Source organism: Paenibacillus sp. J22P51, from assembly GCF_059692215.1.
This window is the reverse complement of the sequence record NZ_JCAUAZ010000004.1, coordinates 385,584-411,460: the sequence shown is the minus strand read 5'-3', so window position 1 is coordinate 411,460 and position 25,877 is coordinate 385,584. Positions and strand designations below refer to the sequence as shown.

Annotated in this window: 20 protein-coding genes; 6 read left to right on the top strand and 14 right to left on the bottom strand. The window is 45.6% G+C overall.

What is annotated here, in order from left to right:
* Nucleotides 1-34: 34 nt before the first annotated feature.
* The 3 genes from AC58QC_RS12675 to AC58QC_RS12665 all read left to right on the top strand — a co-directional run bounded on the left by AC58QC_RS12675 (nucleotide 35) and on the right by AC58QC_RS12665 (nucleotide 5,161).
* Nucleotides 35-1,849, top strand: coding sequence for a cache domain-containing sensor histidine kinase (locus tag AC58QC_RS12675; protein WP_497415501.1), 1,815 nt, complete (start codon nucleotides 35-37; stop codon nucleotides 1,847-1,849).
* Entirely contained in the window at nucleotides 1,842-3,458 is a 1,617-nt protein-coding gene (locus tag AC58QC_RS12670) for a response regulator transcription factor (RefSeq protein ID WP_497415500.1), read from the top strand. The genes AC58QC_RS12675 and AC58QC_RS12670 overlap by 8 nt, the downstream gene beginning before the upstream one ends.
* Before the next feature lie 224 nt (nucleotides 3,459-3,682).
* Complete coding sequence (locus AC58QC_RS12665) at nucleotides 3,683-5,161, top strand: oligosaccharide flippase family protein (protein ID WP_497415499.1); 1,479 nt, start codon at nucleotides 3,683-3,685, stop codon at nucleotides 5,159-5,161.
* Nucleotides 5,162-5,758: 597 nt separating this feature from the next.
* Here AC58QC_RS12665 and AC58QC_RS12660 read toward each other — a convergent pair.
* The 13 genes from AC58QC_RS12660 to AC58QC_RS12600 form a co-directional block, all read right to left on the bottom strand.
* A complete protein-coding gene (locus AC58QC_RS12660) occupies nucleotides 5,759-7,258 on the bottom strand; it encodes a protein adenylyltransferase SelO (protein WP_497415498.1) in 1,500 nt (499 codons plus the stop codon).
* Between the two features lie 175 nt (nucleotides 7,259-7,433).
* Nucleotides 7,434-8,285: a stalk domain-containing protein gene (locus AC58QC_RS12655; RefSeq protein ID WP_497415497.1), complete on the bottom strand. Its 852-nt coding sequence runs from the start codon at nucleotides 8,283-8,285 to the stop codon at nucleotides 7,434-7,436.
* A 240-nt stretch (nucleotides 8,286-8,525) separates the two neighbouring features.
* A complete protein-coding gene (locus AC58QC_RS12650; protein WP_497415496.1) occupies nucleotides 8,526-9,401 on the bottom strand; it encodes a sugar phosphate isomerase/epimerase family protein in 876 nt (291 codons plus the stop codon).
* A gap of 3 nt (nucleotides 9,402-9,404) precedes the next feature.
* Nucleotides 9,405-9,677 (bottom strand): hypothetical protein, encoded by a 273-nt coding sequence (locus tag AC58QC_RS12645; RefSeq protein ID WP_497415495.1) that lies wholly within the window; start codon nucleotides 9,675-9,677, stop codon nucleotides 9,405-9,407.
* On the bottom strand, nucleotides 9,674-10,690 hold the full coding sequence (locus AC58QC_RS12640; RefSeq protein ID WP_497415494.1) for a hypothetical protein: 1,017 nt from the start codon (nucleotides 10,688-10,690) through the stop codon (nucleotides 9,674-9,676). Before AC58QC_RS12640 ends, AC58QC_RS12645 begins: the two co-directional genes overlap by 4 nt.
* Nucleotides 10,691-11,029: 339 nt before the next feature.
* Nucleotides 11,030-12,250: an ABC transporter permease gene (locus tag AC58QC_RS12635; RefSeq protein ID WP_497415493.1), complete on the bottom strand. Its 1,221-nt coding sequence runs from the start codon at nucleotides 12,248-12,250 to the stop codon at nucleotides 11,030-11,032.
* Between the two features lie 17 nt (nucleotides 12,251-12,267).
* On the bottom strand, nucleotides 12,268-12,981 hold the full coding sequence (locus AC58QC_RS12630) for an ABC transporter ATP-binding protein (protein ID WP_497415492.1): 714 nt from the start codon (nucleotides 12,979-12,981) through the stop codon (nucleotides 12,268-12,270).
* A 1,291-nt stretch (nucleotides 12,982-14,272) separates the two neighbouring features.
* Entirely contained in the window at nucleotides 14,273-14,515 is a 243-nt protein-coding gene (locus tag AC58QC_RS12625; protein ID WP_497415491.1) for a hypothetical protein, read from the bottom strand.
* Between the two features lie 655 nt (nucleotides 14,516-15,170).
* Entirely contained in the window at nucleotides 15,171-16,301 is a 1,131-nt protein-coding gene (locus tag AC58QC_RS12620) for a glycoside hydrolase family 88 protein (protein WP_497415490.1), read from the bottom strand.
* A gap of 101 nt (nucleotides 16,302-16,402) precedes the next feature.
* The gene (locus AC58QC_RS12615) at nucleotides 16,403-17,896 is read right to left on the bottom strand and encodes a glycoside hydrolase family 32 protein (protein WP_497415489.1); all 1,494 of its coding nucleotides are present in this window, start codon (nucleotides 17,894-17,896) and stop codon (nucleotides 16,403-16,405) included.
* Nucleotides 17,897-18,185: 289 nt separating this feature from the next.
* Complete coding sequence (locus AC58QC_RS12610) at nucleotides 18,186-18,854, bottom strand: YwrJ family protein (RefSeq protein ID WP_497415488.1); 669 nt, start codon at nucleotides 18,852-18,854, stop codon at nucleotides 18,186-18,188.
* A gap of 35 nt (nucleotides 18,855-18,889) precedes the next feature.
* Nucleotides 18,890-20,233, bottom strand: a complete 1,344-nt coding sequence (locus AC58QC_RS12605; RefSeq protein WP_497415487.1) for an arsenic transporter — start codon at nucleotides 20,231-20,233, stop codon at nucleotides 18,890-18,892.
* Between the two features lie 426 nt (nucleotides 20,234-20,659).
* Nucleotides 20,660-21,508, bottom strand: a complete 849-nt coding sequence (locus AC58QC_RS12600; protein WP_497415486.1) for a DUF2935 domain-containing protein — start codon at nucleotides 21,506-21,508, stop codon at nucleotides 20,660-20,662.
* Between the two features lie 267 nt (nucleotides 21,509-21,775).
* On the opposite strand from AC58QC_RS12600, the gene AC58QC_RS12595 reads away from it, so the two are divergent.
* Complete coding sequence (locus AC58QC_RS12595) at nucleotides 21,776-23,812, top strand: beta-galactosidase (protein ID WP_497415485.1); 2,037 nt, start codon at nucleotides 21,776-21,778, stop codon at nucleotides 23,810-23,812.
* A gap of 148 nt (nucleotides 23,813-23,960) precedes the next feature.
* On the opposite strand, the gene AC58QC_RS12590 is transcribed toward AC58QC_RS12595, so the two are convergent.
* Nucleotides 23,961-24,782, bottom strand: a complete 822-nt coding sequence (locus AC58QC_RS12590; protein ID WP_497415484.1) for an aminoglycoside adenylyltransferase domain-containing protein — start codon at nucleotides 24,780-24,782, stop codon at nucleotides 23,961-23,963.
* A 31-nt stretch (nucleotides 24,783-24,813) separates the two neighbouring features.
* On the opposite strand from AC58QC_RS12590, the gene AC58QC_RS12585 reads away from it, so the two are divergent.
* Nucleotides 24,814-25,065, top strand: a complete 252-nt coding sequence (locus AC58QC_RS12585) for an FtsW/RodA/SpoVE family cell cycle protein (RefSeq protein WP_497415554.1) — start codon at nucleotides 24,814-24,816, stop codon at nucleotides 25,063-25,065.
* A gap of 106 nt (nucleotides 25,066-25,171) precedes the next feature.
* Nucleotides 25,172-25,702 (top strand): hypothetical protein, encoded by a 531-nt coding sequence (locus tag AC58QC_RS12580; RefSeq protein ID WP_497415483.1) that lies wholly within the window; start codon nucleotides 25,172-25,174, stop codon nucleotides 25,700-25,702.
* The last annotated feature ends 175 nt before the right edge of the window (nucleotides 25,703-25,877 follow it).

The window sequence follows — 25,877 nt, the reverse complement described above, 5'->3', positions numbered from 1 at the left end:
ATGTGATATATTGGGCATGTAGGGAGGTTATGGAATGAAGAAATGGAGCATTAAGTTCAAGCTGCTAATAATGACTGGCCTTTTAATTCTACTATCCGTGATCCTGGTTTCTTTCGTCTCCTATCATCAGTACACCAAAGACTTCGAGAATCAGTCCACCGAAAGGGTTCAGCAGATCATCGAGCAAGCTTCTCTGAACATAGACAATTATCTCGACGATTTATCGCGTCTTTCAGTCGCCCCCTACCGAAATTCGGCTGTGATGGCTGCACTGGAAACCACACAACCCGATTCGGAAATAGAACAACTCAAGAAGACTCGCACGATTGAAGATTTTCTGGATGAGATTATGATCATTCCAAGAAATGATATTCTGACTGTATTTGTACTAACGGATACGGCATACTCGAGCGGCAGGGTGCAGACCAACATCGATTCAAAGGTCGATTTCCACAAATTCGATTGGTATAAGGAAGCGCTTTCAACTCAAGAATCTATCTTCGTCCCCGCGCATATGCAACAAATTATTAAGAATCCGAAGAATAAGGTCTTTTCAATTGTAAGACAGCTTCGCAGCACCAAGGATACAGAGAAAATTATCGGTATTATTAAGGTTGATGCGAATTACAGCGGTATTGAAGCCATTGGCAATAAAGTGAACATGGGCAGTAAAGGCGGGCTTTTCATAGTGGATGCAGATAATAATCTTATTTTTTCTAATGTCAAAGGCGGTTATGAGCTGGATCTATATCAAACCATGCAGAAAACCAGCCAGTCCAAGACGACGATCCGTTTGGATAATGAGAACTATCTGCTGAACGCGACTCCCATTTCACGAGCTAATTGGACTGTTGTTGCCGTAAACTCCCTTGCCGAGCTCAATCACAATGCCATCAAAACAAGAAATATCGCTTTTTTAATGGCGATTATTAGCTCCTTTCTCGCTATTCTCGTCTATTTCTTCTTTATCAAAAGATATCTCAATCCGCTGCTAACCATCGTGAAGCTGATGAAAGAAATCGAGCATGGTAATTTATTTGTCACCTTTCCTAACCAAAGATATGATGAGATAGGCTACCTAGGGTCCTCGTTTAATGGGATGGTTCACCGTATTCAAGTGATGCTTGAAGAGAACACAAAGCTTGTCAGCGAAGTGTATGAAGCAAATTTCCTGCAAAAGGAAGCGCAAATCAAAGCATTGTTCAACCAGATTAGGCCGCATTTTATTTTCAACACACTCAATATGATCTCCCTTCTGATGCAGAGTGGCAAAGAGGAGCAAGCCGTAGATCAAATCAATAAGCTTAGTTCCCTCCTAAGGGGGATGACAACCTGGGATAAAGAAATCACGATTGGGCAGGAAATTAGCTTACTAGAAGCTTACCTTAGCATTCAAAGCAGTAGATTCGATGGAAGGCTTGCATACACAATCACCATTGCTAATTCGCTTAACGGTTATTATATTCCTGCGCTTCTCCTGCAACCTGCGGTTGAGAATGCCGTTATTCACGGGTGCGAGATGAAAAAAGAGAAAACGATCATACACATATATAGTGATGAAGACGATACTAATCTTTATTTCTATGTTCGCGATAATGGAAAAGGGATAGATGCCGATAAGCTGGTTAAGCTGCGGGAACGTGTGGAATCGTTGGTTTATAACGAGGATCTCCAAGGTTTACATCATAGTGCAGGTACAGGAGTCGGTCTTATCAATGTGAATAAGCGGATCAAGCTGAAGTATGGAACGGAGTATGGTTTGAAGATTGATAGTACGCCCGAAGTAGGCACATGCATCACTATCATTTTACCCAAATTAGACGTCAGAGAGGAGAAGCAGCATGTATAAAATGCTCGTTGTCGACGATGAGTCGCTTACTAGAGATTATCTGAAGCTAACGATTCCGAAGATCAATGCCCAATGGGAGGTCGTGCATGTCGCCTCAGATGGCAAGGAAGCGCTCGAGCTTCTTGATCAACATGCTGTTGATTTAATTCTCACCGATATTAAAATGCCCGTCATGGACGGACTCACTTTATGTAAAATCATCTCTCAAAAGTCTCCTCGACCGAGAACGATCATCCTATCAGGCCATGATGAGTTTAGCTTTGCTAGGGAAGCCATTACTTATGGTGTTAATGAATATGTACTGAAGCCCATTGTAAAAGATGAGCTCCGCGTCGTTCTTGAACGTATTACGCAAGATTTGGATAAAGAGAAAAGTCAGCTCCTTACCCAACATTCGATGCGTATACTCTCTGAGGATTCCAAAAACCATGTAGTCAAAAATTTCCTGAAGGCAGTCATTGAAGACAGTAATGCGGAGATCAAAGTACTCTACCCGCTTCTCTTCCGTCTGAAAGTGAGCTTAATCGAGTCTGAAGGTAATCTGATGATCCTCTCTTTGGATGAAGATATGATCCTTAGGAAATCTATTCCATATGCCGATATTCCTGTATTTAAATATATTTTGCAGCAGATTGCGACGGAAATTGTGGAGGAAGGGCGTGTGTTCTACGATTCGGAGGAAAATACAATTGTACTTGTAACGGGTGAGAACCAAGATGATCTGATTGAACAATGCCGAGCCCTTCATGCTAAAGCAGCTGACGCTCTCTATAAGAGTACGGGGATTACGATCACCGGTACTATTGGTACCTGTGTGAACGATGTACTTCGCTTGAACTCTTCTTATCGCAAAGCGCACAAGATGCTCATGAGCCGTCTGTTATATGGCGGTAACTCCTGCTTCTCCTTCAGCGGTGAGAGTAAGGATCTGCCCTCCATTCTAGAACTGGATAAAACGATGATGGCCATTCAATCCGGATTGCTTGATCGTAATGTGACGAACTACATGGTTTCGGTCAGGCATTATGCCGAGCTTATGGACAGTTACCAGCTTCCCGTTGTTTACCGGTATGGCGTTCATTTAATTAAATCCATAGCATCCATGAATCCTAACTTCACAGATGAAGGGATACAAGCGGCTCAGACGATCCTTAGGAAGCTGGAAAGCTTCACTCTTAAGGAACCATCTAAGGAAGAAGTGCTGCTTATCTTTTATGAAATTCTCAAATCCTTCAACCTGCATGCTATGCCAAGGCCCAATAACGAGAACGAGCACGACCTTGTAGCTAAGGCTAAGGAATACATCTATTCGCACTACTCGGAGCCCATCTCTCTGGCCATAATCGCAGATACAATAGGCGTTTCGGCTAGTTACTTGAGCAATGTTTTTCATAAAAGCGTGAACGAATCTTATATTAAATTTCTAACTCGAGTGCGCATGGAGCAAGCCGCCAAGCTGCTGAGAGCAAGACCTGCTGAGAAAATTGTAGAAGTCTCGGATAAAGTAGGATACGTAAGTGTCAAGCATTTCTCCCATGTATTCAAGCAGCACTTCCACATGCCACCTGGAGAGTATCAAGAAAAGCAAGCCGCCGCGTTAAAAGCCTGAGAAAACCGTCAGGGAAGATTTCCCTGGCGGTTCCTGAATTTATCCGACTCAGGGATTTGCAATCCTTGTATTTCTCTTTCACCAATTCAAGGCGACATGCAATCTTCAAATATCTCCATTTCTCTCCATTTATCTTCCATTTCTTCGGTTGTCAACACCGTAGGTGTCTGCTACTCTTTGGATAATAAGTAAAAGACAACTAAAATGGAAAAGGGGCAATCCCCATGTTGAGTCGGAGTGTCATGTTAACGGATACACAGCGTTTTTTACTTCGGAATGTCTCCATCATTGTGCTCGGTCTCTTCATTAATCAAATGCTGCAAACAGGGGGAAGTATTGTTCTAGCTCGTGTACTGGACGATCCAACCAAATTCGGTCAAGTGAATCTCTTGCTGCAAATTTTCGGTATGGCCTCCTTATTTCTCAATGTCGGATTTAACTCCTCCTTGATTTATACGTTTTCAAGAAAACCGGCGCAAGCGATTCAAACTAATTTCCGCGTTGCTTTGTTCGGAAGCTCTCTATTCGGACTCGTCTTCGGGATAATCGTAGCTTCTTTGGCGCCATTCCTAGCCAATTTTTATCATCTGCCTGAGCTAAAAGGAGCCCTGATCCTAAGCTCGATCATGTTCATGTTCAACTCGATCATCAACATAGGCGTCGCGTCCTTCTCTGGCAATCGTGATTTCGGCGTTCAAGCCTTCTTCATGGTGATCACCACAACCCTTGCTACCTCGGGTACAGTACTAGGCGTCTTATGGCCCATCGGCAAGTTGAACCTTTTAGAAAATATATCGGTATGGATGAGCGTGGGAGCGATCCTGACTGCTCTTTTTATTGCTTGGAAAGTTGAACGTGTGCATAAGCCGAAATGGCTCGGGGGCATCCCCATGCAAGAGGTACGGACCATGATGGCGTATGGTCTCCCTTCCTGGGCAGGGAACATAGCCAAGGCGTTTCAACAGCCATTTCTAGTCATGATGGTCGGTTCCAGTTCAGTTGTCGCTGTCGGTTATTTATCAAATGGATTTCGGATAACAGGATTTATCGGTATCATTACATGGGCGTTCATGATCGTCACATTCCCATTCGTAGCTGAGAGCTCTCAGGATTTAAAAGAAAGCAGGAATCGTGGGACGAGCTGTATCCGGTATAATAATATATTCCTATACCCGCTGACATCGCTCATCTGTCTATTTCCAGATCAAATCAACGGTTTTCTATTCGGGGATAGCTTCACAACAGGAGACTCCGCCGCGTATATTCGGTTGATGGCTTTAGGCGTCTTATTCTCCTCCGTGGGTCGGCTTGGCGGGAGTATTCTTGCAGGAATCGGAAAAACGAGAGCGAACTTCTGGGTCATGATCGTGGCTGGAATTTTCGTCGTTGCGATCGTGCCTTTCATTGCGGCTGAAAGTCCCGTCTTAGCAGTATGGATATATACGGGGGGCTGGGCAGTCTCCGCACTCGCGATGATTGGATTTTTCTACTATGAAAAATTTCCGCTTGATTGGTGGAAGGCTTATGGCGAGCCACTTCTACCCACAATAGGGATGATGGCCGTCATGGAACTTGGGGTGTTTGCCAAAGCTTGGTACCCCGTATTCATCGGCGCCGGTCTATTAGGTCTACTGATTCTAACGATCGTGATTGAAAAGCGTACCAGAACGGATGTACATATGCCAGAAGCCCGCCAAATGTAGGCTTGGCAGCAGAAAAAGCACTTCTAAGGCAGACGTACTGCCTTGAAGTGCTTTTTGTATTTGACAGACATGCTCCCCTTATATGGAGTACGCATATTTGTTGTTCGCTGTGATGTCGGCTAGGGCAGGATTCTGCTCTTTCACCAATATCCGATCCAGAATCAATTGTTCAAAATATGCAAACCCGCTGTCCCGTACGCGAGGGCGTGGGAGTGTTATTTTCACATCGAGGGCGATCTGGCCTTCTTCGATAGAGTGGGAAAGATAAAGTAAGTCCACCGCCTCAACTGGCAGTTGGCTTACCCCTCAAGTCTTTGTTCAAAGGAGTTCAGATGCTTGCTCACAGTTTAGATGGAAAACTTACAGTTAAATTTGGCGAATCCCCTGTGTTTTGAAGAATAGATGGAAAAAGTCCAGTTATTTTAACAGAAATTTAAGGAATCGGGCTAGAAGAAGAAAAATAACTGTAGAAAATACAGCTAGTTCAATAAACGTGTGGATTACGGCTCAAATAGATGGAGAAATCCAGTTAAAATAGAATAAACCAACCACCTCAGTTGGCAGTTGGCAGTTGGCTTTGAGCATTGGTACGGATTGTCAGGTCCCGCAAAAGGTTTGATACCCACAGGCTGATGGCTCAGGCAAAGCGGCATACTCAGTCTGATCATCGGTGTGCGCGTAGGGGGTGGCTAGCACAGCTAGCAGTCGCTCCATCACGCTATAGTCGCTATGTTCCACCGCGGCCTCCAGCGCTTCCTCAACGCGGTGGTTGCGCGGGATGATCGCAGGATTGCTGCTGCGCATCAACTGCTGCGAGGCAGCTTGGTTTTCCTGATGCCTGCCTTGTCTTGTCAGCCATTGCTCCTGCCATGCAGCAAATTCCGGCGTGCCAAACATGACATTGTCCTCCAGCTTATCAAAAGTTAATGCTACGAACGTATTTGTATAATCTGCACTATTCTTCTCCATTAAGCTAAGTAGACCTTCAATCAACGCGTGATCCTCTTCCTCTTCGCCAAAAATCCCTAGCTTCGCTCTCATTCCCGTAAGCCAATCTTGGTGATAGGTCTTGGAAAAATCGGAAAGTGCACCCTCAGCTAATTTGATTGCTTGTTCTTCCTCGGGATGCAGCAGCGGCAAAAGGGTCTCCGCAAATCTCGCGAGGTTCCACACGGCAATTCTCGGCTGATTGCCATAGGCGTAGCGGCCATGCGTATCAATGGAACTGAACACAGTTGCTGGGTCATAGGCATCCATGAAAGCGCAAGGTCCATAATCAATGGTTTCGCCGCTAATGGCCATATTATCGGTGTTCATCACGCCGTGAATAAAGCCAACGAGCTGCCATTTGGCAATGAGATTAGCCTGGCGTTTGATCACTTCCTGCAGGAAGTGAAGGTAGCGGTTCTCACTCCCACTCTCACTCCCACTTCCACTTGCTTCAACTTCCGGATAATGTCTTTGAATTGTGTAATCCGCAAGCGCTTTGATATCCTCGCCTGTGCCATATTGTGCAGCATATTGGAAAGTACCCACTCGGATATGACTAGCAGCAATACGTGTCAGAACTGCGCCCGGTTGCACGGTTTCGCGGTAAATAGGATCACCAGTTGTCACCACCGCTAGACTGCGAGTGGTAGGAATACCAAGCCCGATCATCGCTTCGCTGATGATATATTCGCGCAGCATGGGTCCGAGTGCTGCACGACCATCGCCTCGACGTGAGTAGGGTGTTCTGCCCGAGCCCTTCAATTGAATATCCAAACGCTCACCCGAAGGTGTGATCTGTTCGCCAAGCAGGATTGCACGGCCATCGCCAAGCATATTAAAGTGTCCGAATTGATGCGCCGCATAGGCTTGCGCAAGCGGTATCGAACCTTCGGGTATATGGTTGCCTGCAAGCGTTGCAACACCCTCATCGTTTTGTAACGCTTCGGCGTTTAAGCCTAGGGTTGCTGCCAATGGAACATTAAGTACTACCAACTTCGGTGCCCGTCCAGGGGTAGGGTTCACTTTGGTAAAGAAAGATTCCGGCAAACGTGCATAGCTGTTATCAAAGTTCCATCCTGTATGTTTAACTGTTTGGTTTTCTGTCATTGGATCTCCTTTTCTTTCATCAGTAATATCTTAGTTTTTTCTTTTACATAATACACCTATATTATACCCTTTCCACATTGCTGACACCTTGTTATTTCGTATTTCACCTGTTATTCATCTTATTTTTTAAAGAAAAAAGAGCCTACGCATGGTAGGCTCCAATTGGAACGAAAACTTATTCTTCTTCGTAAATGACAACTGATTTGGTCTCATCTTCCCATTTAACCGTTGCTTTCAAAGATTCGCTAATGAAACGAACCGGCACTACTGTATTACCTTCCACGATGGTCGCAGGAACTTCCAAAGTAACTTCTTTACCATCTACAAAAGCCTTCGTGCTGTCAATGAATAGCTTCACACTTACACCATCGCGTGTAACTGTTACCGAACGCTCTACTGCGTCCCACTTCACTTCAGCTTTTAACGCCTCAGAAATGGCGCGGAATGGCACCAATGTGCTGCCATCTTTAATGAATGGATTCACTTCTAAAGTTGGCTCTTCACCATTTACGTATAAGAAAACACCTTTTTTCCCTAGCTTGTGATAAAGCTTAGTTAGCTTTTTATAGGAATTGATGTTTTTAAGGTTTACTTTCACTGCTTCCTTTTGAACATAAACCGCATCCGTTACACTTCCTTGCTCGTCCAATACGTCAGCTACAGCAGATAGCGCAGCATCTCTATCTTTAATCAAATCAAGTTCAGCTTTCAATTCGTCACTAATATGGGCACCGTAGTTAGTCAAAAGAAGATCGGCGATAACAGCCCCAGCAGGTTTATCCTTTACATTTTCTATTGCGTTCAGAAGACCTTTATAACCATTTTTGCCACCATTTCCATACGTATTGGAAGCGACAGTTGCATCCGTTCCTCCATCAACTTTCACCTTGATTTCTACGCCTGTTTTTGACGTATCCGGTTTATCAGGGTTATTGCCATTCTCGGATTTGGCGAATGCCGATCCTGCCATAAGGCTTGTTGCAACGATGCATGAAGCAGCAATCATCCAGGTTTTACTCATTTTCATAATAACGACTCCTTTTTTTATGTATCTTTTTATCTAACTTTATCACTCTCTTAGTTATTCGATAGACTTCCTGATTTTGGATGGGTGGTTTAAAAACATTAAGCGGGCGTTTTTTACAAAAATATTTTTTTGCCCCAGAAAAAAAGAAAACCACCCAACGATTATTAGTCGTAAGGCGGTTATTGAATGGATATTTTCAATTATTCACTGCTTCGCTAATCAACTATTTATTGTACTACCTTATTCTGCCGCAGCACGTTTCCAACAAGCTTGTGCCACATCTTTCAAGACCAAAGCCTGTTCCCACCGACTAGATAGTTCCTTGCCATCCGCCCCCGTGATCGCATAAGGTGCAGGTCCAAGCTCGCAGACGAAAGGCAGCACATCGCCCGGCTTAGCTCCCTGCAGCCAATAGCGCATCGCTTGCGTCCACCATTTCTCAAAGCGCCCCAGGATCGCATCTGAGTAGCCAGTATTCACTTGAATTTGCTCACCTGAAGAAATGCGGCTATGAATCGCGGACGTGCGCTGCAGTATGGTTTCGAATAGAAGCTCTGCTTTTTCTTGTCTCTCCGTCATTTCCCCTGCCAACACATAGTGGGAGATGTCTAATGTAAAACGCAAATCAGGGAGCGCTTGTGCGTATTGAACAGTGCGGATCAAATCTTGTGTAATTTTGCCGCGATGCGTCTCTACATAGAAAGGAATTCTGTGCTCAGCCGTCACGGCACCTAGCTCAGCAAGCAGTTGGATTGCCTCATCCCCCACTACAAATGAATCAGCCACCTGCGCGTTCACATACAGCATATCGATATCATCCGCATGTTTCATGTGCGTAGATAAGTCACTCGCACTAAACGGAAAGCAATGTGTACCGAAGCTAAACCCGTATTGGCTCAGCAAACCTTTCCATATGTCCCTATTCTGAGCATCAGGTACTCTCCCTAAGATGCCAGTAAACCCTGCGTCCGCGATACGCTCGAATTTCACCTCAAGCGGCAGCTCCGTCCCATCCGGACCCAGCCCCATCGTCGCCCACATGGATTGATGAACTTCCATCCGTGGAGGGCGATTCGAGCCATCATTAATACGGGTATTATCGAACTTGGTCAACATGTGCTAGTATCCTCCCAGGCTTCCGGCCGGTTTATTTTTAGTGAGATCACCATGCGCCAGCATATACACAGCACGTTTCTGCATCGTTCTTTCTGCTTCCTCTTGTGCAGCACGCGCATCTCCGCCGTGGACATCTTCAATCATCCAGCGCTGCCCGAAGCCAGCATGTACAACTTCATCTGCCCAGTCAAAATCTTGAAACGTCGTCATGAGCGGATCCTTCGCGACATCTCGGCAAAACTCCCACTCCTCGCGCTTGCCTGGCGGATATTTCATCGCGCCTTTTCAATGGCAATCGTCAAATGCGAATAGGCTTCGGTGCCCTCGAACAGCTGTGCCGTCATATCGTACCACCCCGTCCAGTTGGGGAATTGATACACATCGTACCCTTTCACACGAAGCGCAGCCTCACCAAACCAGCTATGGCGTACTTCATCCCACATATGCCTAGCCGTATCGCGATAGAAATGCCATGGCTTTCCTTCGGTTGTGAAATGGACATAGGCTACACCCTCCGCTGGAGACATCTCGAAATACCTAGACAGCATCATCGACAAGAATCGTCCATCCTCATTATCGGGGATGCCAAACCCTTGCATTTTCACAACCTGTGACTGAAAACGACTGTCTCTCGTGCTCGTTTGCGGCATCGCAAATGGCTCTGTTAAGATTCGAACAGATGGATCCACAGGGGCCCGATCTTCCCATCCGGTTATACCGCCAGCTGCTGCAAGAAGTTGTTCCACATACATTCTCCAATGTCTCGCTTGTTCCTTCTCCGCTTCCGAGGCAGTTAGCAAGAGATGCTGAAGCGCCTCGCGCCCCCAGTCCATTTGCTCCTCGCGATCGACGAGCTGATGCTTCAAAATATGCAGCGTAGGCTCATCCACGAGCGGCTGTGCTTTTCCCCTATAGGCATGAATTGCAGCTATTTGTGCTGGTTTCACCACTTCAAAAAGCGCCGTCAACAAACACAAGGTCGTCGCTGAATTCAACACGGTTTGCATAAGCTCGTTTAGCGACACATCAGGGCATTTGTCGAATGCCACGGTACTCATGCGAAGCTGCTTAATCCGATTGCGGAATTGATCGTGGTGCTCCGCATCCTGCGAGCTTAACCGCGCAAGGGCTCCTTTTATTTCATATTCAGGTCTAGCCGCCATATGACCAGCCTCGATCCGCATCAATTGGCGATCTACATAGGCGATTCGTTGTAATGTTTTTGCTGATTCTTCTACTGACATCCCGTTTCGATCCCAATCCTTGATTCCCATGAATGGATGCAACATAAATAGCCCTCCAGTATCTTTGCACTATTTTATTTACATATGATCTAATCATAGTTCTAGTTACTATTTAGATACATACAGTGAACAACATAATAATTTGCACTAAAATACATCACGACATGGAAGGGGTTCCGTTACGCGGTCAAAGGGAAGCTCCCCCAGCATCGCATCTGGATGATTCGCAGTCACAGACATTCTAAACATCAACGTTTGGATGGGTTTGCTGATTAATCTGTTAGTTGTGGAGTGGTATCTATTGCGACCTCGAAAATAAAGAAAAAGGGCTATCCACTCGTCTATGTGACTAGTCGGATTAGCCCTTTACTGTACTCGCTCAACTCAGTACCAGCTTGTAAACACCGATGAAGTTCCATACGCCAGTGGGATCGCGGCTCCGATCATCACAATCGGTCCCCACCAGGTAAACATCGAGATGCCCGCAACAAGGCTAATGAGCATAAGAGCTGGCAGAACTAAGATCGGAATTGCGGCCTGAAGCGCTTGGTGCTTCTTCGTATCTTGGATCGGAAATAGTGACAGGAACGGTGTCGTTAGCTCATCCTTGCAGAATGATTTACGCCAGAAGACCAGCAAGACTGCCGCAAGGATCCAGACGAGAATTTTAATCGCACCTGGCAATATAAACAATGCTCCGCTGATGACGATAACAAACTGAATCGATTGCCGCCATTGTAGACCATTACGGAAATAGGATTTTACTAACAGCTCAGCGATCCCATTGCCGGCTCCATTGCCTTTGATCAACCGCTGCGATCTGCTGAATAAAAGTGGATATCTGCGTGTCGGTTTTCTTTTACGCTCCATCACACGAATTAACATCAAGGAGACGATACGCATCCGCGCATCTCGCTCTCTCGTGATATCCGCGAAGAAGGCACCCTTTTCACGCAGCCGCGTCCGGGTTAAGGGTATAAATGTAAGCAGCCCTAGTCCTATGGCAGCCCAGCTAATGATAGCTTGATCCGCAATTTCCGTGACTAACAATTGGAATAAGAAGAACCCTCCCGCAAACACCACAATACGCAGCACCCAGAGCAGGAATCTCTGGAATCGAAGTGCTAGCAATTGGCGAACTAGGCCAATGTTCAGCTTCACCACATAAGTCAGCAACCAGAAGCATACGACCTGCGTGACGCTATACGAATAAACGGGCACGACCAATGGCAGGAAAAGAAATGTGAGAAGCAACGTAGTAGTCCCTTGCAGCACCACCGAATAGCGGTACCCGAGTTGCATGAGATGTCGAAACCAGCCTTCATTTTGCCGGAGAAACAGTTGATCCCCCTCTTCAACAAAGTAGCGCAGCGTACCCATCCATGTGAAAATGTAGAAAAGTGTAGCCACCGTATGAATGGATATCACGCTTAACCACGCAGGCGGTGTCATGTACCAAGCATAATAGTGATAACCTGCCACAATCAGCAGGGGTATGACAAAATAAATCGCGATGACCCAATCAACGGCCATGCGTAAGGCACGATATTGGAAGAGCAGATCCGAGCGGACTCTTCGCGCAAAAACCTGAAAGCTGCTGTTCAAACCACTGTCGCCCCCTCTCATAATAAGGAATGGAAGCAGTCGAACAAGGTGGCATCCGGCATGTCGCATTGTTGTTGGATGTCTTGCAGTGTACCGTTCGCTACCAATCTGCCACCCGAAAGCAGCACAAATGAACTGCAAATCCGCTCCGCTGTATCTAACACGTGGGTACTCATCAAGATGCCTGCGCCACGCTTGCATTCCTCTTCCAGCATCCCCAAGAAATCCTTAATCGCCTTCGGATCTAGGCCTATGAATGGCTCGTCCACGATGTACACATCGGGCTTATTCAAAAAGCCGAGAATGAGCATGATCTTCTGCTGCATCCCTTTGGAGAATTTCCCAGGCAATTGATGCTTCTCATCTAGTAGTCGGAAGCGGTGCAAGAGATCATCTGCTCTCTCTAGAAACACCGTGCGATCCAATTCATACACTGATGCGGCGAATTCCAAATGCTCCCAAAGTGTCAATTCATCATATAGAATCGGGTGCTCGGGAATATATGCGTAGCTTTTGCTTTCACCCATGAAGGAGATTTTGCCTTTAAAATCCTTCAGTAAACCGAGGATGCTCTTGATTGTCGTACTTTTGCCGGCGCCGTTCGGACCTAATAGCCCCACGAGCTCACCTTGCCTCACCGAAAAATGAATTCCCTTAATAATATCCGGCACCTCATCGTAACCGGCCTGTTCAATATGAACATCTAATACGGCTAATCGTTCGTCTGACATTGCGTGACTTCCCTTCCATCCTGATCGTGCATCACATGCACTTTGCCAACATCGTATCATGAAAGTTTGCCCAAAGTATGAAGGTTAGATAAAAATAAAAAACCTCTAACACGATCACTCGAAAAAAGTGATCGTGTTAGAGATTGGCTATTCTATTCCGCTAATCAAGATAGCGACGAAACCTAGCATGAAATCTTAATACCATCTCAAGGCGACAGGCAGACATTGGATAAACAAAACAAGGTCCTGTAATCGTTTCATCATCGTATTCACCCTTCCAAAAAGACAGAAAACGCCTATCCGTGTAGGATAGGCGCCATTGCCTTAAGTATTTGTTGCACAACGCTGTGCGGTTACTTAAAGTATACTAGGGGAATACTATTGTGTCAACTATAGTGACATGAATAATTAATTGAGCTGTTTATTGCTGATTTTTATATTATTACGTCATTTAATATGACATTAATACTGTGATTTTACAGCGAACGATCAAGATGTGAACCTATTAAAACCCGAATGCTCAATTTGGCTGGATTTGTCCAATCAAATTCAATATTTAGCTACTTTTTGGAGCATTCCATTGGGTTTATCCAATGGAGTGACCTCAATTTAGCCTATTTAAGACCCAAATGCTTATCTTGACTGGATTTGTCCAATCAAATTCATTATTTAGCTACTTTTTGAAGCATTCCATTGGATTTATCCAATGGACATGAGGGTGCTTTGAGATGGTGGTGACGTGCTTGGCATGGAAGCGGTGCTTGGGGTGGCGGTAAGGTGCGGTGAAAATCAAATGAGCTGCTGAAGCCTGTGTGAGAATGACGTGTTTATAGTAGCTAAGCCCAGGAGATACGGAACGTCATTCCGCTATTTTGGCTAATACAATGCAATCCTGAAAGTTGCGGAACGTGGTTCCGCTATTTCCCCTAAACCAGCTCAAGATTAGCTATTTCCAGGAAAATAGCGCCCTCTCGTTCCGTATCTGGCTAATTTAGCTAGTTTCAGCCTAAATAAGGGAAACACGTTCCGCAACTAGAGGAGTTTAGTGGTGGTGTTGGGTTACGGGGCGGTAGCGCAATAGGCGATTGACCGTCGAGCGGTTATGGTGTGCTGTTATAGTGTGCTGTTATGGTGTGCTGTTATGGTGTGGAGCTATTGGTAAGAGATCAGTCGTGCCGGCGGGTGGGTAGGTGGTATTAATATGTTGAGTTGAGCTACGGGGTAAGCAAAAGCTTCCCCCTATCAAAACAAAAAGATCCTCACCCAGCCAATGCTGGATAAGGATCTCAGTTCATTTATCATCAACCTGCTGCATCTCCTGAACACTGTAGCTATTGATGACCGCCGCCGCAAAGGTTACGCGATTGTTCCGAAAAAAGTGATATAACAGCCGAGCCTCCGCAGATTCTTCATCATAGCGTGAGAAGTTAAAGAAATCGTCATCGGCCCAACCTTCACTTCGCAATCTTTCAATGGACTCAGCAATTTTGCTAGGAATGACTGGTTTGACTATTTTAGACGCTTCCGTTGTCATCGTTCCAACTCCACCTCTCACTAGAATCTATCATTCTAGTAAAAGGATGCCCAGATCTCGCAGCGGATAAACCTTCCTGTTCGCCTAGTACTCCACATAGCTGGTCACGGACTTGCCTGGCAGCGTTACGGTAAGGTTTCAACGCGCTGTGCCAACAATGAGGGCGGATGTCGATTTACTGTAGTAAAAGTCCTTTTGTGGACCAACACGTTTCTTCATTCCGCTACATGCTGCGCTTCGGGTCTTAACTAGTTATCTCTAATCCTTGAAGCTACCCCTTAGCGACTATCCAGCAACGCCTTACTCTCCATGTCAAATAACTGGAAAACGTACAGCTAATTCTTGCATTTTCATCATCAAATTGAGTTTAGATGGAAAAGATGTAGCTAATTTCTCCGATATTAATGGTTTCAGCAAAAATCGTTTGAAATAACTGGAGGAAATCCAGCTATTCTGTTCCTAGGCGATAATCCGGCGAAATTAGCTGTAGAAAATCCAGTTATTGGTGGTTTTGCGAGAGGTGGTTTTGCGAGAGGTGGTTTTGCGAGAGCTGTTTGAGCCGGGCTTGCTTTAGCGGAAGTTGAACGCAAAAAAGAGCTGCCCTCAAGCAGCTCGATGCTGCTCCAGAACAACTCTTTTTGAATTTTACAATAACCTACCAGAACAACTCGCCATGCCCAAGCAACCTTGAGAGACCCTCAACAAAATAGTAGTCGCCATAGATGAGCGGAACGTCGATGTTTTTCCCCTCTGGATAGTGGCTGGTACCGTGGGTGACCAATCCCTCTTCGGTTTCGGAATCCCATGCACCATAGTTCGTGTAGAGCGAATGCAAGATGCGCTCACCAGCTTCACGATAGAGGGATGCTTCTTGGCTATTCACTTGCTCCGCAATTAGCAGCAAGCCGCATGCCGCACATGCGCCAGCTGAAGAATCGCGGTATGCCGGAATGCCATCTGGCAAACGAAAATCCCAATGCGGCACATGGTCTTCCGGCAGGTTCGCCAAGAAGAAATGCGCAGCACGCTTCGCCGCCTGCAAATATTTCTCATCACCTGTGTAACGGTAGCTGAGGCTCATGCCGTAAATCGCCCACGCGGTTCCACGCGACCAGGCCGATTCAGGCGCAAAGCCTTGACCGCCGTTCACTTCAAGCTTCTCGCCGGTATGCGGATCAAAAATCACGATATGGTTTACCGACCCATCGGGACGGATAAAGTGATCAACCGCCATATCCGCATGCCTAACGGCGATTTCTTTATAGCGCGGGTCGCCCGTGGTTAGCGTAGCCCAGTGCAGCAGGGGCAGATTCATCATGCAGTCAATGATGGCCCAGCCAGCATTATCTTCGCCTTCACGCCATGGATTCCAAGCACGAATGTAGCTTCCCTTCACATTGAAACGTGCGGCTAGCAGATTCGCTGCTAGTAAAGCCCGACGCTTAGAGTCATCTGCGCCAAGCAGCTTATAGCGCGCGACACTCGTCAGCGTCCACATGAACCCAATATCGTGATCCAGACGATAGTAATCGGTTACAACTTGATCAAGCTGTTGCTCGCAAGACTCTGCCAATTGCTTTAGCGCCTCATCCTTCGTATCTCGGTACAAAAGCCACAATAATCCCGGCCAGAAGCCAGCCGTCCACCAGTAAGCAGGCTCCAGCTTATATTCCCCGCCTACACTCGCATGTGGAAAGCCGTCACCAATTCGCATGCTTGTTTTACCTACTTTTGCTACTGTTTGTGCCCATGCTTCTTGAGCCCAACCCTTCTGAATCGTTGTCATCTGAGCCTCTCCTTACCAGGTGTATTTAAACGTTTAACCTATTATACCACCTGGCTTTACGGAATGCTCGGCTTGTTTGATTTTGGTTTATCCTGTTGTATCTACAACGATAAATCCCACATCTCTAAGCTCTCCAACTTCGCTTCCCCATTCCGAGCAAAAAGCTTGATGCCAAGGCTATCCTTCTTTGGATAGATCCGATTCGTTATCGTCTTGACCCCGTTATTCGCGAACAGCTCCAACGAAGAGCAATCCACGAACAGCTGCAGCCTGATGCTTCCGTCCTCTAGTGGATCCAACTTCACTTCACTCACACCCGTTTCTCCTGAACCGGAATGTGTGCGGTCCACACTAAGTGTACGTTCTGCTACCGAGTAGGACACTTCCGTGTACTCGGAGCCGTCGGCTGAGCTGCGAAGGTGCAGACCGAATACCGCTTCAGCTCCGGATTCGCGCGTGTTAAACAAGGCAATTAGCTCAAGCTGGTCACCTTGCATGTTCGATAAAGGAACGAGCGTATTCATGCCAATGATCAGCTGATCCACGCTTTGTTGCCCCTTCCGCAGATCAGCCAGTTCCGCCACAGGCTGCATCCGCAACGTGCCATCTTCCGCAAGGGTCAGTTCGCGAGGCAAGGTAAAAGCTCCCATCCAACCGTGCGCTTGCTCCGGCATTTGAGCCCCCCAAATGTTCATCCAGCCCATCAGGATGCGCCTTCCCTGGCCGTCCACAAACGTTTGCGGCGCATAGAAATCGAAGCCGTAATCCAATCGCTCTGCATGACGATAATCGAATTTCCCCGTTTCATAGCTCAGTTTACCTGATAGATACATCGTTTTCGTGGTTCCCATATTCATCGGAGATATAATCAGTACCTGGTCATCCCCAACACCCAATGGGAATAAATCCGGGCACTCCCACATATCCCCCATCGTACCATTGCTCTCTGCCGCAACCCCCAGATAACGCCAAGCTAACAGATCAAGGGACGTGTAAAACAACGCTTTGCCCAAGCCTTCATTTCCGTACCCGAGTACCATGTACCACTTACCCTCATGCGACCATACCTTCGGATCTCGAAAGCCAAAGCCACCTTCCTCCGGTGCGCCTGCAATAACAGGATTAGCCCCTGATTTGCTAAAAGTAACCCCGTCCGTGCTTGTCGCTATACACTGAACCTCCGTAGGCATCCGTCCATCAACATGCCCTGTGTAGACTAACGTCAGAACGCCGTTATCATCAACAGCGCTGCCTGACCAACAGCCATAACCGCCGCTTTCCCCGCTATCGTACGCTTCCGAAGGTGCCAACGCGATAGGAAGGTGCTCCCAGTGCAACAAATCCTTACTTTTGGCATGCCCCCAGTGCATCGGTCCCCATTTCGGCTCAAACGGATAATGCTGATAAAAAACGTGATACTCCTCGTTCCAATAAATGAGCCCATTCGGATCATTCATCCAACCTGCTGCCGGCATGAGATGATAACCAAGCCTGAAGTCCCCGCCGGCCGACTTGGCGGCCTGCTCCAACGCATGATTCGCTTGTTCCACACGTTCCATGTGGAGCTTATAGCTTTGAGTTTGTTGACGATTCATCTTAGCATCCTCCCTCAGATTTCCTCCACGCAACAACTATTCTACTGATCTAACTTTATCGCTATCCCTCTCCAACATCAACACGAAAACGCAAAAAATACTCTCATCAAAAAGATGAGAATATCGTATTTAAGCTTTTTCAAAATGATTATTTGTCTAGTTAGTAACCCAAACGATTCCGCCCTTACTTTCATAAGATAAGGTGTGCGAATGCATCATTCAACCTTTTTCGATCGACCTTCCCCAAGAAGGTCGTTTTTTTTATTTTCGCAGCAATACGCCTCATCAATCATGGCGTGTACACCGTTTTTAAATGCTGCAGATTCCAAATGACTTTATCTCCATTGGCAATAATCAACTCTATGGAACCATTTTCTACTTTGTGAAGTAAGCCTATTTTTTTCGTGTTATCTCCAAGATCAAAAACAACTAGGCTTCCTTTCAGTTTTTCACATTGCCCTTCAAAGGTTCGTGATAAGGATACGTTGATAGGATTCAAAGGTAGTGATTGATTATTAAGCGAGTACGGCGTGAGGTGAGAATGATAAGGAATTAACCATTTCAAATGGTTCATAGACACAAATACGGCTTTATAGACAGGTGAGTAGAAGACGAAATAATCATTCATAATACTAGTTAAATAGCCATGTATCGTTTTATTGCCAGTTACATATATCTCGACAAATCGGCCTTTTGCATTATTTAATATCTTTCGAAATGAGAGGCTATCCTCTTGATAATCGATTGGCATTCCATCAGTTATCAGTTCTGTTTCCGTACTAGACTCTGAATTCAATCTGACATTTTGCACATTTACTAAGGGGATATAATAATACTGTTGTTTATTGAGCACAACCATGATATCAAGCCCTAAATCAATTATTTTACCCGTAAAGCTATTATTCCCAGAAATTTCAACAATCACTTGTTGACCAACAAATTGTTGAAGCACACGCATACGAATAACCTCCAGTTATCATCATATCTGACGTATTAAAAAATCCAGGATACCCAGAATGCTAGAATGACTAACGTGAAAATAAGAGTGATTGGAATGACTGTAATCGTCACCTTTAAGTACTCGGCCCAGCTCAACTTTACTTTTCCTTTCTTGATAATGTGCATCCACATAATGGTCGCGAGAGTTCCTATTGGTAAAATAAGCGAGCCCATATCACTGCCAATTACACCAGCGAGATAAGAAATTTTTAAGGTAAGTGGATCAAGACCCATGTTCGTCAAAGTTAACGTTCCTACCATTAATGCAGGATGATTGTTGAATACATTCGATAAAACTGTAAGTAGAATCCCCATAATTAGACTTGCATGAAGTAAACTGCCCGAAACGAGTGGTTGCATAAATTGGATGAGCATTTGGGTTAGTCCGATATTATGCAAACCATATATAATCACATACATACTGAAGGCAAACAAGAGTATATACCATGGCGTTTTTTTAATCATATCTGTAGGCGCAATTTTCAAATAATACCAACGCCAGCCCAACAGGAATGTAGAACCGATAACAGCCATTAATGGAACTGGGAAATGAATGAACGAAGCAACAAACAGACTTATTCGAACGCTGAATACGAAAATTAAGATATTCCGCATGAATTTGGTTCGATTCTCTTTCGGAAGCGGTGATGAAATGTCTTGCAGTGGATGTGTTTGGTGTAAGGTTCCTACTCTAATTGGTGGTAGTTTACGAGGTAATACGCGATAAAAACTTAAAAATAGAAGCAGTGTAAGGAGTGCAAGACCAAGTGATGCAGGGACAAACATCATCGCTGTGTGCATATAGAGGTCCATATGAACAATTTTTAGCGCAATTAAATTGACAATATTACTTACACCAATTGGTGCGCTAGAAGCTGTTGCAATTAAAGCGCCGGAGAGTAAATAAGGAATTTTTTGATGGTTTTTAAGACCTAATTGATGAAGCAGCATAAGTAAGATTGGTGTTGTAATTAATATACTACCGTCGTTGTTTACAAAAAGGGTCATCAGAAAACAAAATAAATTAGTGTACCAGAATAGGCGTATTCCTGATCCTTTCGCTCGTTCTAGGAGCTTCTCTGCAGCCCAATTAAAAAATCCAAAGCTTTCTAAAACAATCGCCATAACAATCGTTGCCATAATGGTTACGGCTGCTCCACCTATGGTTTCAGTTATTTTACCCAAGTCATTTATAGTAACACTACCGCTTAGGAGGACAAATATGGCGCCGATGGTTGCTGGAATAGATTCATTAACATTAGGACGAAAGATAATATAAGCAATAGTGCATATAAACGACAAAATGGTGATAGGAATCATGAAATCTTGCTGCATCATAATTCAACCTCTTTTCGATAAAGTAAAATAAGATCTTTATGAAGATCTTATTTATCATCTTTTTACAGTCTCTCTAGTGAACAAAACCGCTTGTGAGTTACGGTTTTCTAGTTATTCCTCCCTCCATGATAGATGTCTTATAGTTTCATTAGCATAATATGTTCAATTAACATAGAGGGGACTAGTTGTTTATACTATTTCTATATAATTCCACTAATAGCACTGTATATTGACCTAGAAGTAGAAACAGGAGACAACTGCCTGCTAAAGGCATTTTCGCGAATCTAGCACATCCTCGTCCACTCGGGAGGAGTGCCTACGTAACAGCATGCTAATTCTGTCGTACCTACTCTAGAAAACTCCACAGAAACTCAAAAAGCGAGCCCCAGGGGGCTCGCTAATTTATGTCAAATGGGGTTATCGCTATTAATGACCCACATGCTCCTCCCGCATCCCAATGATTGGATTGCCTGTTAAGCACTGTTCGAACATATCGATAATAGCTAGGAAGCGTTCCGCTTCACGGAACACGTGATCCGCCAACAAAGGATGTATGATGCTCTTGATTTTGCAAGCTTCAATTAGATCACGGGCTGTTTTTTTGAAATCACGGAGAGCGACGACAGAGACACGATTCTGGTCAAGGAACTGGTCCAACAGAGGATCGGTTTGAGACTGAGGCCTCATCCCGCTCAAATCAATGGCTTGGAAGAGGAGTTGGTCAAAATCATGGCTAAAATTCCGCGCTTGCTCCACTAATTGCCGTTCGGATGGATCCAGCAGATGACCGATAAACTTGGCGTGATCCGCCATGATGCGCAGGAAGAACACATTTTCATCAATAATCGCGTCGGGTAACGGTTCTAATCGTCCTGAATTTAATTCGTGTAATCGGTTTCGGAAATAGTTGGCCTCACGACTCGTATGGTCGACCAACAACGGAAAATTGTTAGCGCCAGGAAGCTTGCATTGGATGATGAGTCCGAGAACTTTCCTTTTGAAAGCCCAAATATGTGCAACAGCAGCAGCCACTTCCGTATTGAATCGTCTAATTTGTTCGGGGTCAGTCTGCTGCGTATACGAGTGGGAACGACCCTCAATATGCTCGAATATATGGTAATAATGATTCGCTTCTTGAATCAGCTGCGTGTCCTCACATCGAAAGCCAAGTTTGAGAAATAAGGAATGTTCCTTCATAATACGTGACCAGAACCGGATCTCATCTAATGAACGCATCACGAACTCATTTGACAATGCAGGCACTCTCCTCACCATGATGTTCTCCTATCCCATTTATAATGCGTGGAGGCCGTATATATGCCATGAGGGGTGGAAATAGGACAACTAGAGGAGGTTTTTATCTGCTACGATTTCCTCATCAGCCTGAACTGCTCCGGCGTTATCCCTATAAAGAGCAAAATAGTCATATCTTAAGCAAGAAGATAGGATTTACACCCATTCATACTCCTATTTATAATGTAATTACATCCCTGCAGAAAAAGCAATATTATAATATAAATCCATTGACGAGGTGGTTGCACCATGTACTTTGGCGTTGATTATTATCCGGAACATTGGCCTGAAGACCGTTGGAAGCTAGATGCACGAATGATGCGAGAAGCCGGTATGAATATTGTTCGATTGGCTGAGTTTGCATGGGTGAAAATGGAGCCAGAAGTCGGTGTGTATGATTTCGCTTGGCTGGATCGCGCGATTGAGGTGCTTGCGCAGGAAGGGATCCAGATTATTCTGGGTACTCCGACGGCCGCTGCCCCCAAATGGTTGATGGACATGTATCCCGATATGTATCCTATGGATGTCTACGGTCTGAAGAAAGGGTTCGGCACTAGGCGCCATTATTGCCCGAATCACACAGTCTATATCGAACATTCGAAGATCATTACACGCAAAATGGTGGAGCATTATGCAGACCATCCCCATATCGTCGCTTGGCAGGTGGACAATGAGTTTGGCGGTCCTTGCTATTGTCAGAGTGATCTGCGCGAATTCCGCAAGTGGTTATCACGTAAATATGGCACGATTGATGCGCTGAATCAAGCGTGGGGAACGATTTTCTGGAGCCAAACTTATCGGTATTTTGATGAGATTGACTTACCGGCTTATTCCTCCAGCGATGGCTTCAGTCAGAATCCAGGTGCAGGAGATCTATCGACGCCGAATAATCACAATCCGGGTATGCTGCTGGATTATTATCGCTTTTTCACAGATGCTACCGTCGCCTACCAAAAGGCTCAAATCGATGAGCTTCGTAAGTGCACTTCACTGCCGATTACCCATAATCTGATGGGGCATGCGAGTGATTTGGACTATTTTAAAATTGGCAAGGATCTCGACTTCATCTGTTGGGATAATTATCCGAATAATATGTGGGGAAAAGCGTCCCCCTCTAGCGCTTCTATGGCGCATGATCTAATGCGAGGCATTAAGGAAAAGAACTTCTGGATGATGGAGCAGCAGAGCGGTCCCTGCGGTTGGCAGCATATGGGCGACACGCCTGAGCCTGGTCAATTACGGTTGTGGACGTATCAAGCGCTGGCGCATGGTGCGGAGGCAATGGTGTATTTCCGCTGGCGTGCGTGCACGGTCGGTATCGAGCAATATTGGCATGGGATTCTCGATCATGATGGGATAGGCCGCAGACGCTATCGGGAGATCAAACAGCTTGGCGCCGAATTAGCTCGGTTAGACGATTTGTTCGTAGGTTCTCAGAATGTGAGTCCCGTCGCTGTCATCAAATCCTACGACAATTACTGGAGTCATCGCCAGCAGCCTCACAACCGAAAGTTCAGTTATGGTATGCTGCTAAACGCCTATTACGACGCCATTGGAAATCAACATATCAATCTCGATGTGACGAGTGTGGATACGGATTTCTCTAAGTATAAACTGGTGATGATGCCCGCCTTTAACCTGATGACACCTGAAATTGCAGCCAAATGTGAAGCCTATGTAGCAAGTGGTGGCGCTTTGCTCATCACCTTCCGATCTGGCACCAAAACGTGGAACAACCAAATGTCGACACTCACTGTACCTGGTTTATTTAAAGAAATGGCTGGCGTCGAGCTGGAGGAGTTCGATTCTATTAATTTTGGCAGAACCGTCAAGGTGAAGGGTGAGTTCGGGGAAGGTACCGCCGCTATATGGGCTGATGTCCTGAAGAGTAATGGCGCCGAGGTATTGGCGACTTATGATAGTCATTACTATGCGGGAGAGCCCGCGGTCACGGTGAACACGTTTGGTAAGGGCCACGTCTATTACGTGGGATGTGACTTGGATCCTCACGCGCTTGGGGAGCTCATGAAGATCGTTGCCAAGCGTGAGGGGATCACGCCCTTGTTGAGCGAACAAGTGAGTGGCCTCGAGGTGATTGCTAAGTCGAAGGATGGGCAGGATTTCTGGGTGCTTTTGAATTATACGAATGCGGTGATTAACTTTGAATTACCAGCGGAATATGTGAATCTATTCGACGGTTCTGTGGTGGATAAGGATGGCACGATCGAACCGTATGGCGTCATGGTCATTCAAGCTTGCCATTGCAGTAAATCATCAATAATCTGATGTTGACCGCTTGGCCATATCCGATTTTATCCGATTCTTGGACTGAATTTATCATTGGTCGTACGTTCGAAGAAGGTTGGACGAGGAAGGGTAAGAAAAAGCCAAAGCCTGCACCCACTTGAGAATGGGTTCAGGCTTTGGCTTTTTCTTAGTTGATGGCCGACCGATTACATGCCGAATGAATGTATCGGAGCAGCTCGACTAGGTCCTGTAAACGTGTCGTGTGGGAGTCGTAGGCTGACAGCAGGTGCTGACGCCGTTTGATTGCAATAGCTTCCTTGATTAACGGATGCCATCGTTCAGGAAGGATCGTAAGACCATATTCGCCAGCACCGATTTTGCTGGTGATGTCATGTTCCTGCAGCGTATAAAGTTGCCTTAGCATACCTAATACGCACCATTCTACGGCCTCGTTTAATTGTTCGATGGCGGTGGGATTGGACGAAAAACTAATCGCTGTGTTAGCTTCTAGTCGTGTGATCCAGCTTAGCCAATAGGTGTTCATGTTGCCCAGAACGTAAGTTAACAACTCGTTTATGGGTGCAATGTAGGTGAATGGGACGTCCTTCCCATAAACACAAATCCCATACTTACGCATCACTTGAAGGGTAACTGGATTGATATCTGCTCCTGTACCATTCGTATTGATTTGATGGTTGTAATATGTAGCGTAGATTGGAATATCTGTGTAGGATTTATGAAGATCCTCTCGGCGTATATACGACCCCATGATGTCCGTGCCAGGAAGCGCCCGCTCCACTTCAGCGTGTGCTTGAGCAATGGCCTCTATGTCTGATTGACTAAGCGGCTGTCTCACCATAGCAATAAAATCAATGTCGCTTGAGCCCTCAATATAGGCGCCAAGAGCCGTCGATCCGTATACATAGACTGACTCTAAGTTCTCACCTAGATGAGTATGTAAAGAGGTGCAAAGCTTTTGCATGGTTATGGAAACAATGTGGGGTAGCATGGAAGCCTCCTATTGTATGTACCAAGAATGAATTCAGCACACATTATACCACACCCAATTCATCGATCCCTACGGAAAAGCTTTAGTATCTGGCCTATTGGCTGTATTTGTAACGCAGTATATGTGGAATATGCTCATGTCAATCGGCCTAGCTCCGTTTAGCTCCTTCCATCTTCCTTTTATAAGCTATAGCGGCTCGCTCGTTCTTTTTCAATTTGTAGCCATCGGCCTTATGCTTAGTGTGTATCGAGTGAAAGACCTCGGCACTTGCCAGATTAGATAGGCGTGCAGCTTGCACATCTTTCTCACCCAATCAGCCACTATCCCTTACCAATTTGTCCTATGGACATATACTTAAGAGAGAACCCAATAGGGAGGATCTGTGTGCTATGAAATCAGACCGCGTCACTATTATTATAGAAAAAGGGAAGAAACGCATTATTGCACAATCGCCCATTCATGGCGTTAATAGGCTGGTTTTCGTCATAAACCATCAATTTACCAATGCCCCTAACACGACGCAGCTCGCAAGTGGAGCAGGCCGCAGCAGTGCAGCTGGCAGTAACGCTGCTATTAAATCACCGCATAGTCAGCAACAGCAAAGCGTTGGTGCAGGAGGAACAGCGAAGAATAAACTAGTGAAGAGCGCCAAGGGAAGATTTTATGATAGCAAAAACCTAACTGAAATTCGTCGTAAAGGCAAAGAAATCATCGTTGTCATTAATGATCAAATCGTTAAGCTCCCTAAGCGTGCAAAAAATGCTTCAGCCACCCAAGTCGCCAGTGGTGCTGGAAAGTACAGTACGAGTGGGACTAACTCTGCCATCGATAGCCCTGGAACTAAGCAACAGGATGCAGTCGGTGGGAACGGGAAGGCTTCGAATAAACTGATTAGCAAGCGTAGGAAGCAAAAGAAGTAGTATTGGGGTATTAGGAGAAGGCCATCCTATTGGGGATGGCTTCTTGTTTGGAATAAGCTCGCCCTACTCCTTCCTTGGAAGGTTTAGAGCGAGCTCTTTTATACTGATCTATTAATGCTGTATATTAAATAGCACAAATCGTACAAAGAAAAAAGGAGCCGCCGCGAGGCAAGCT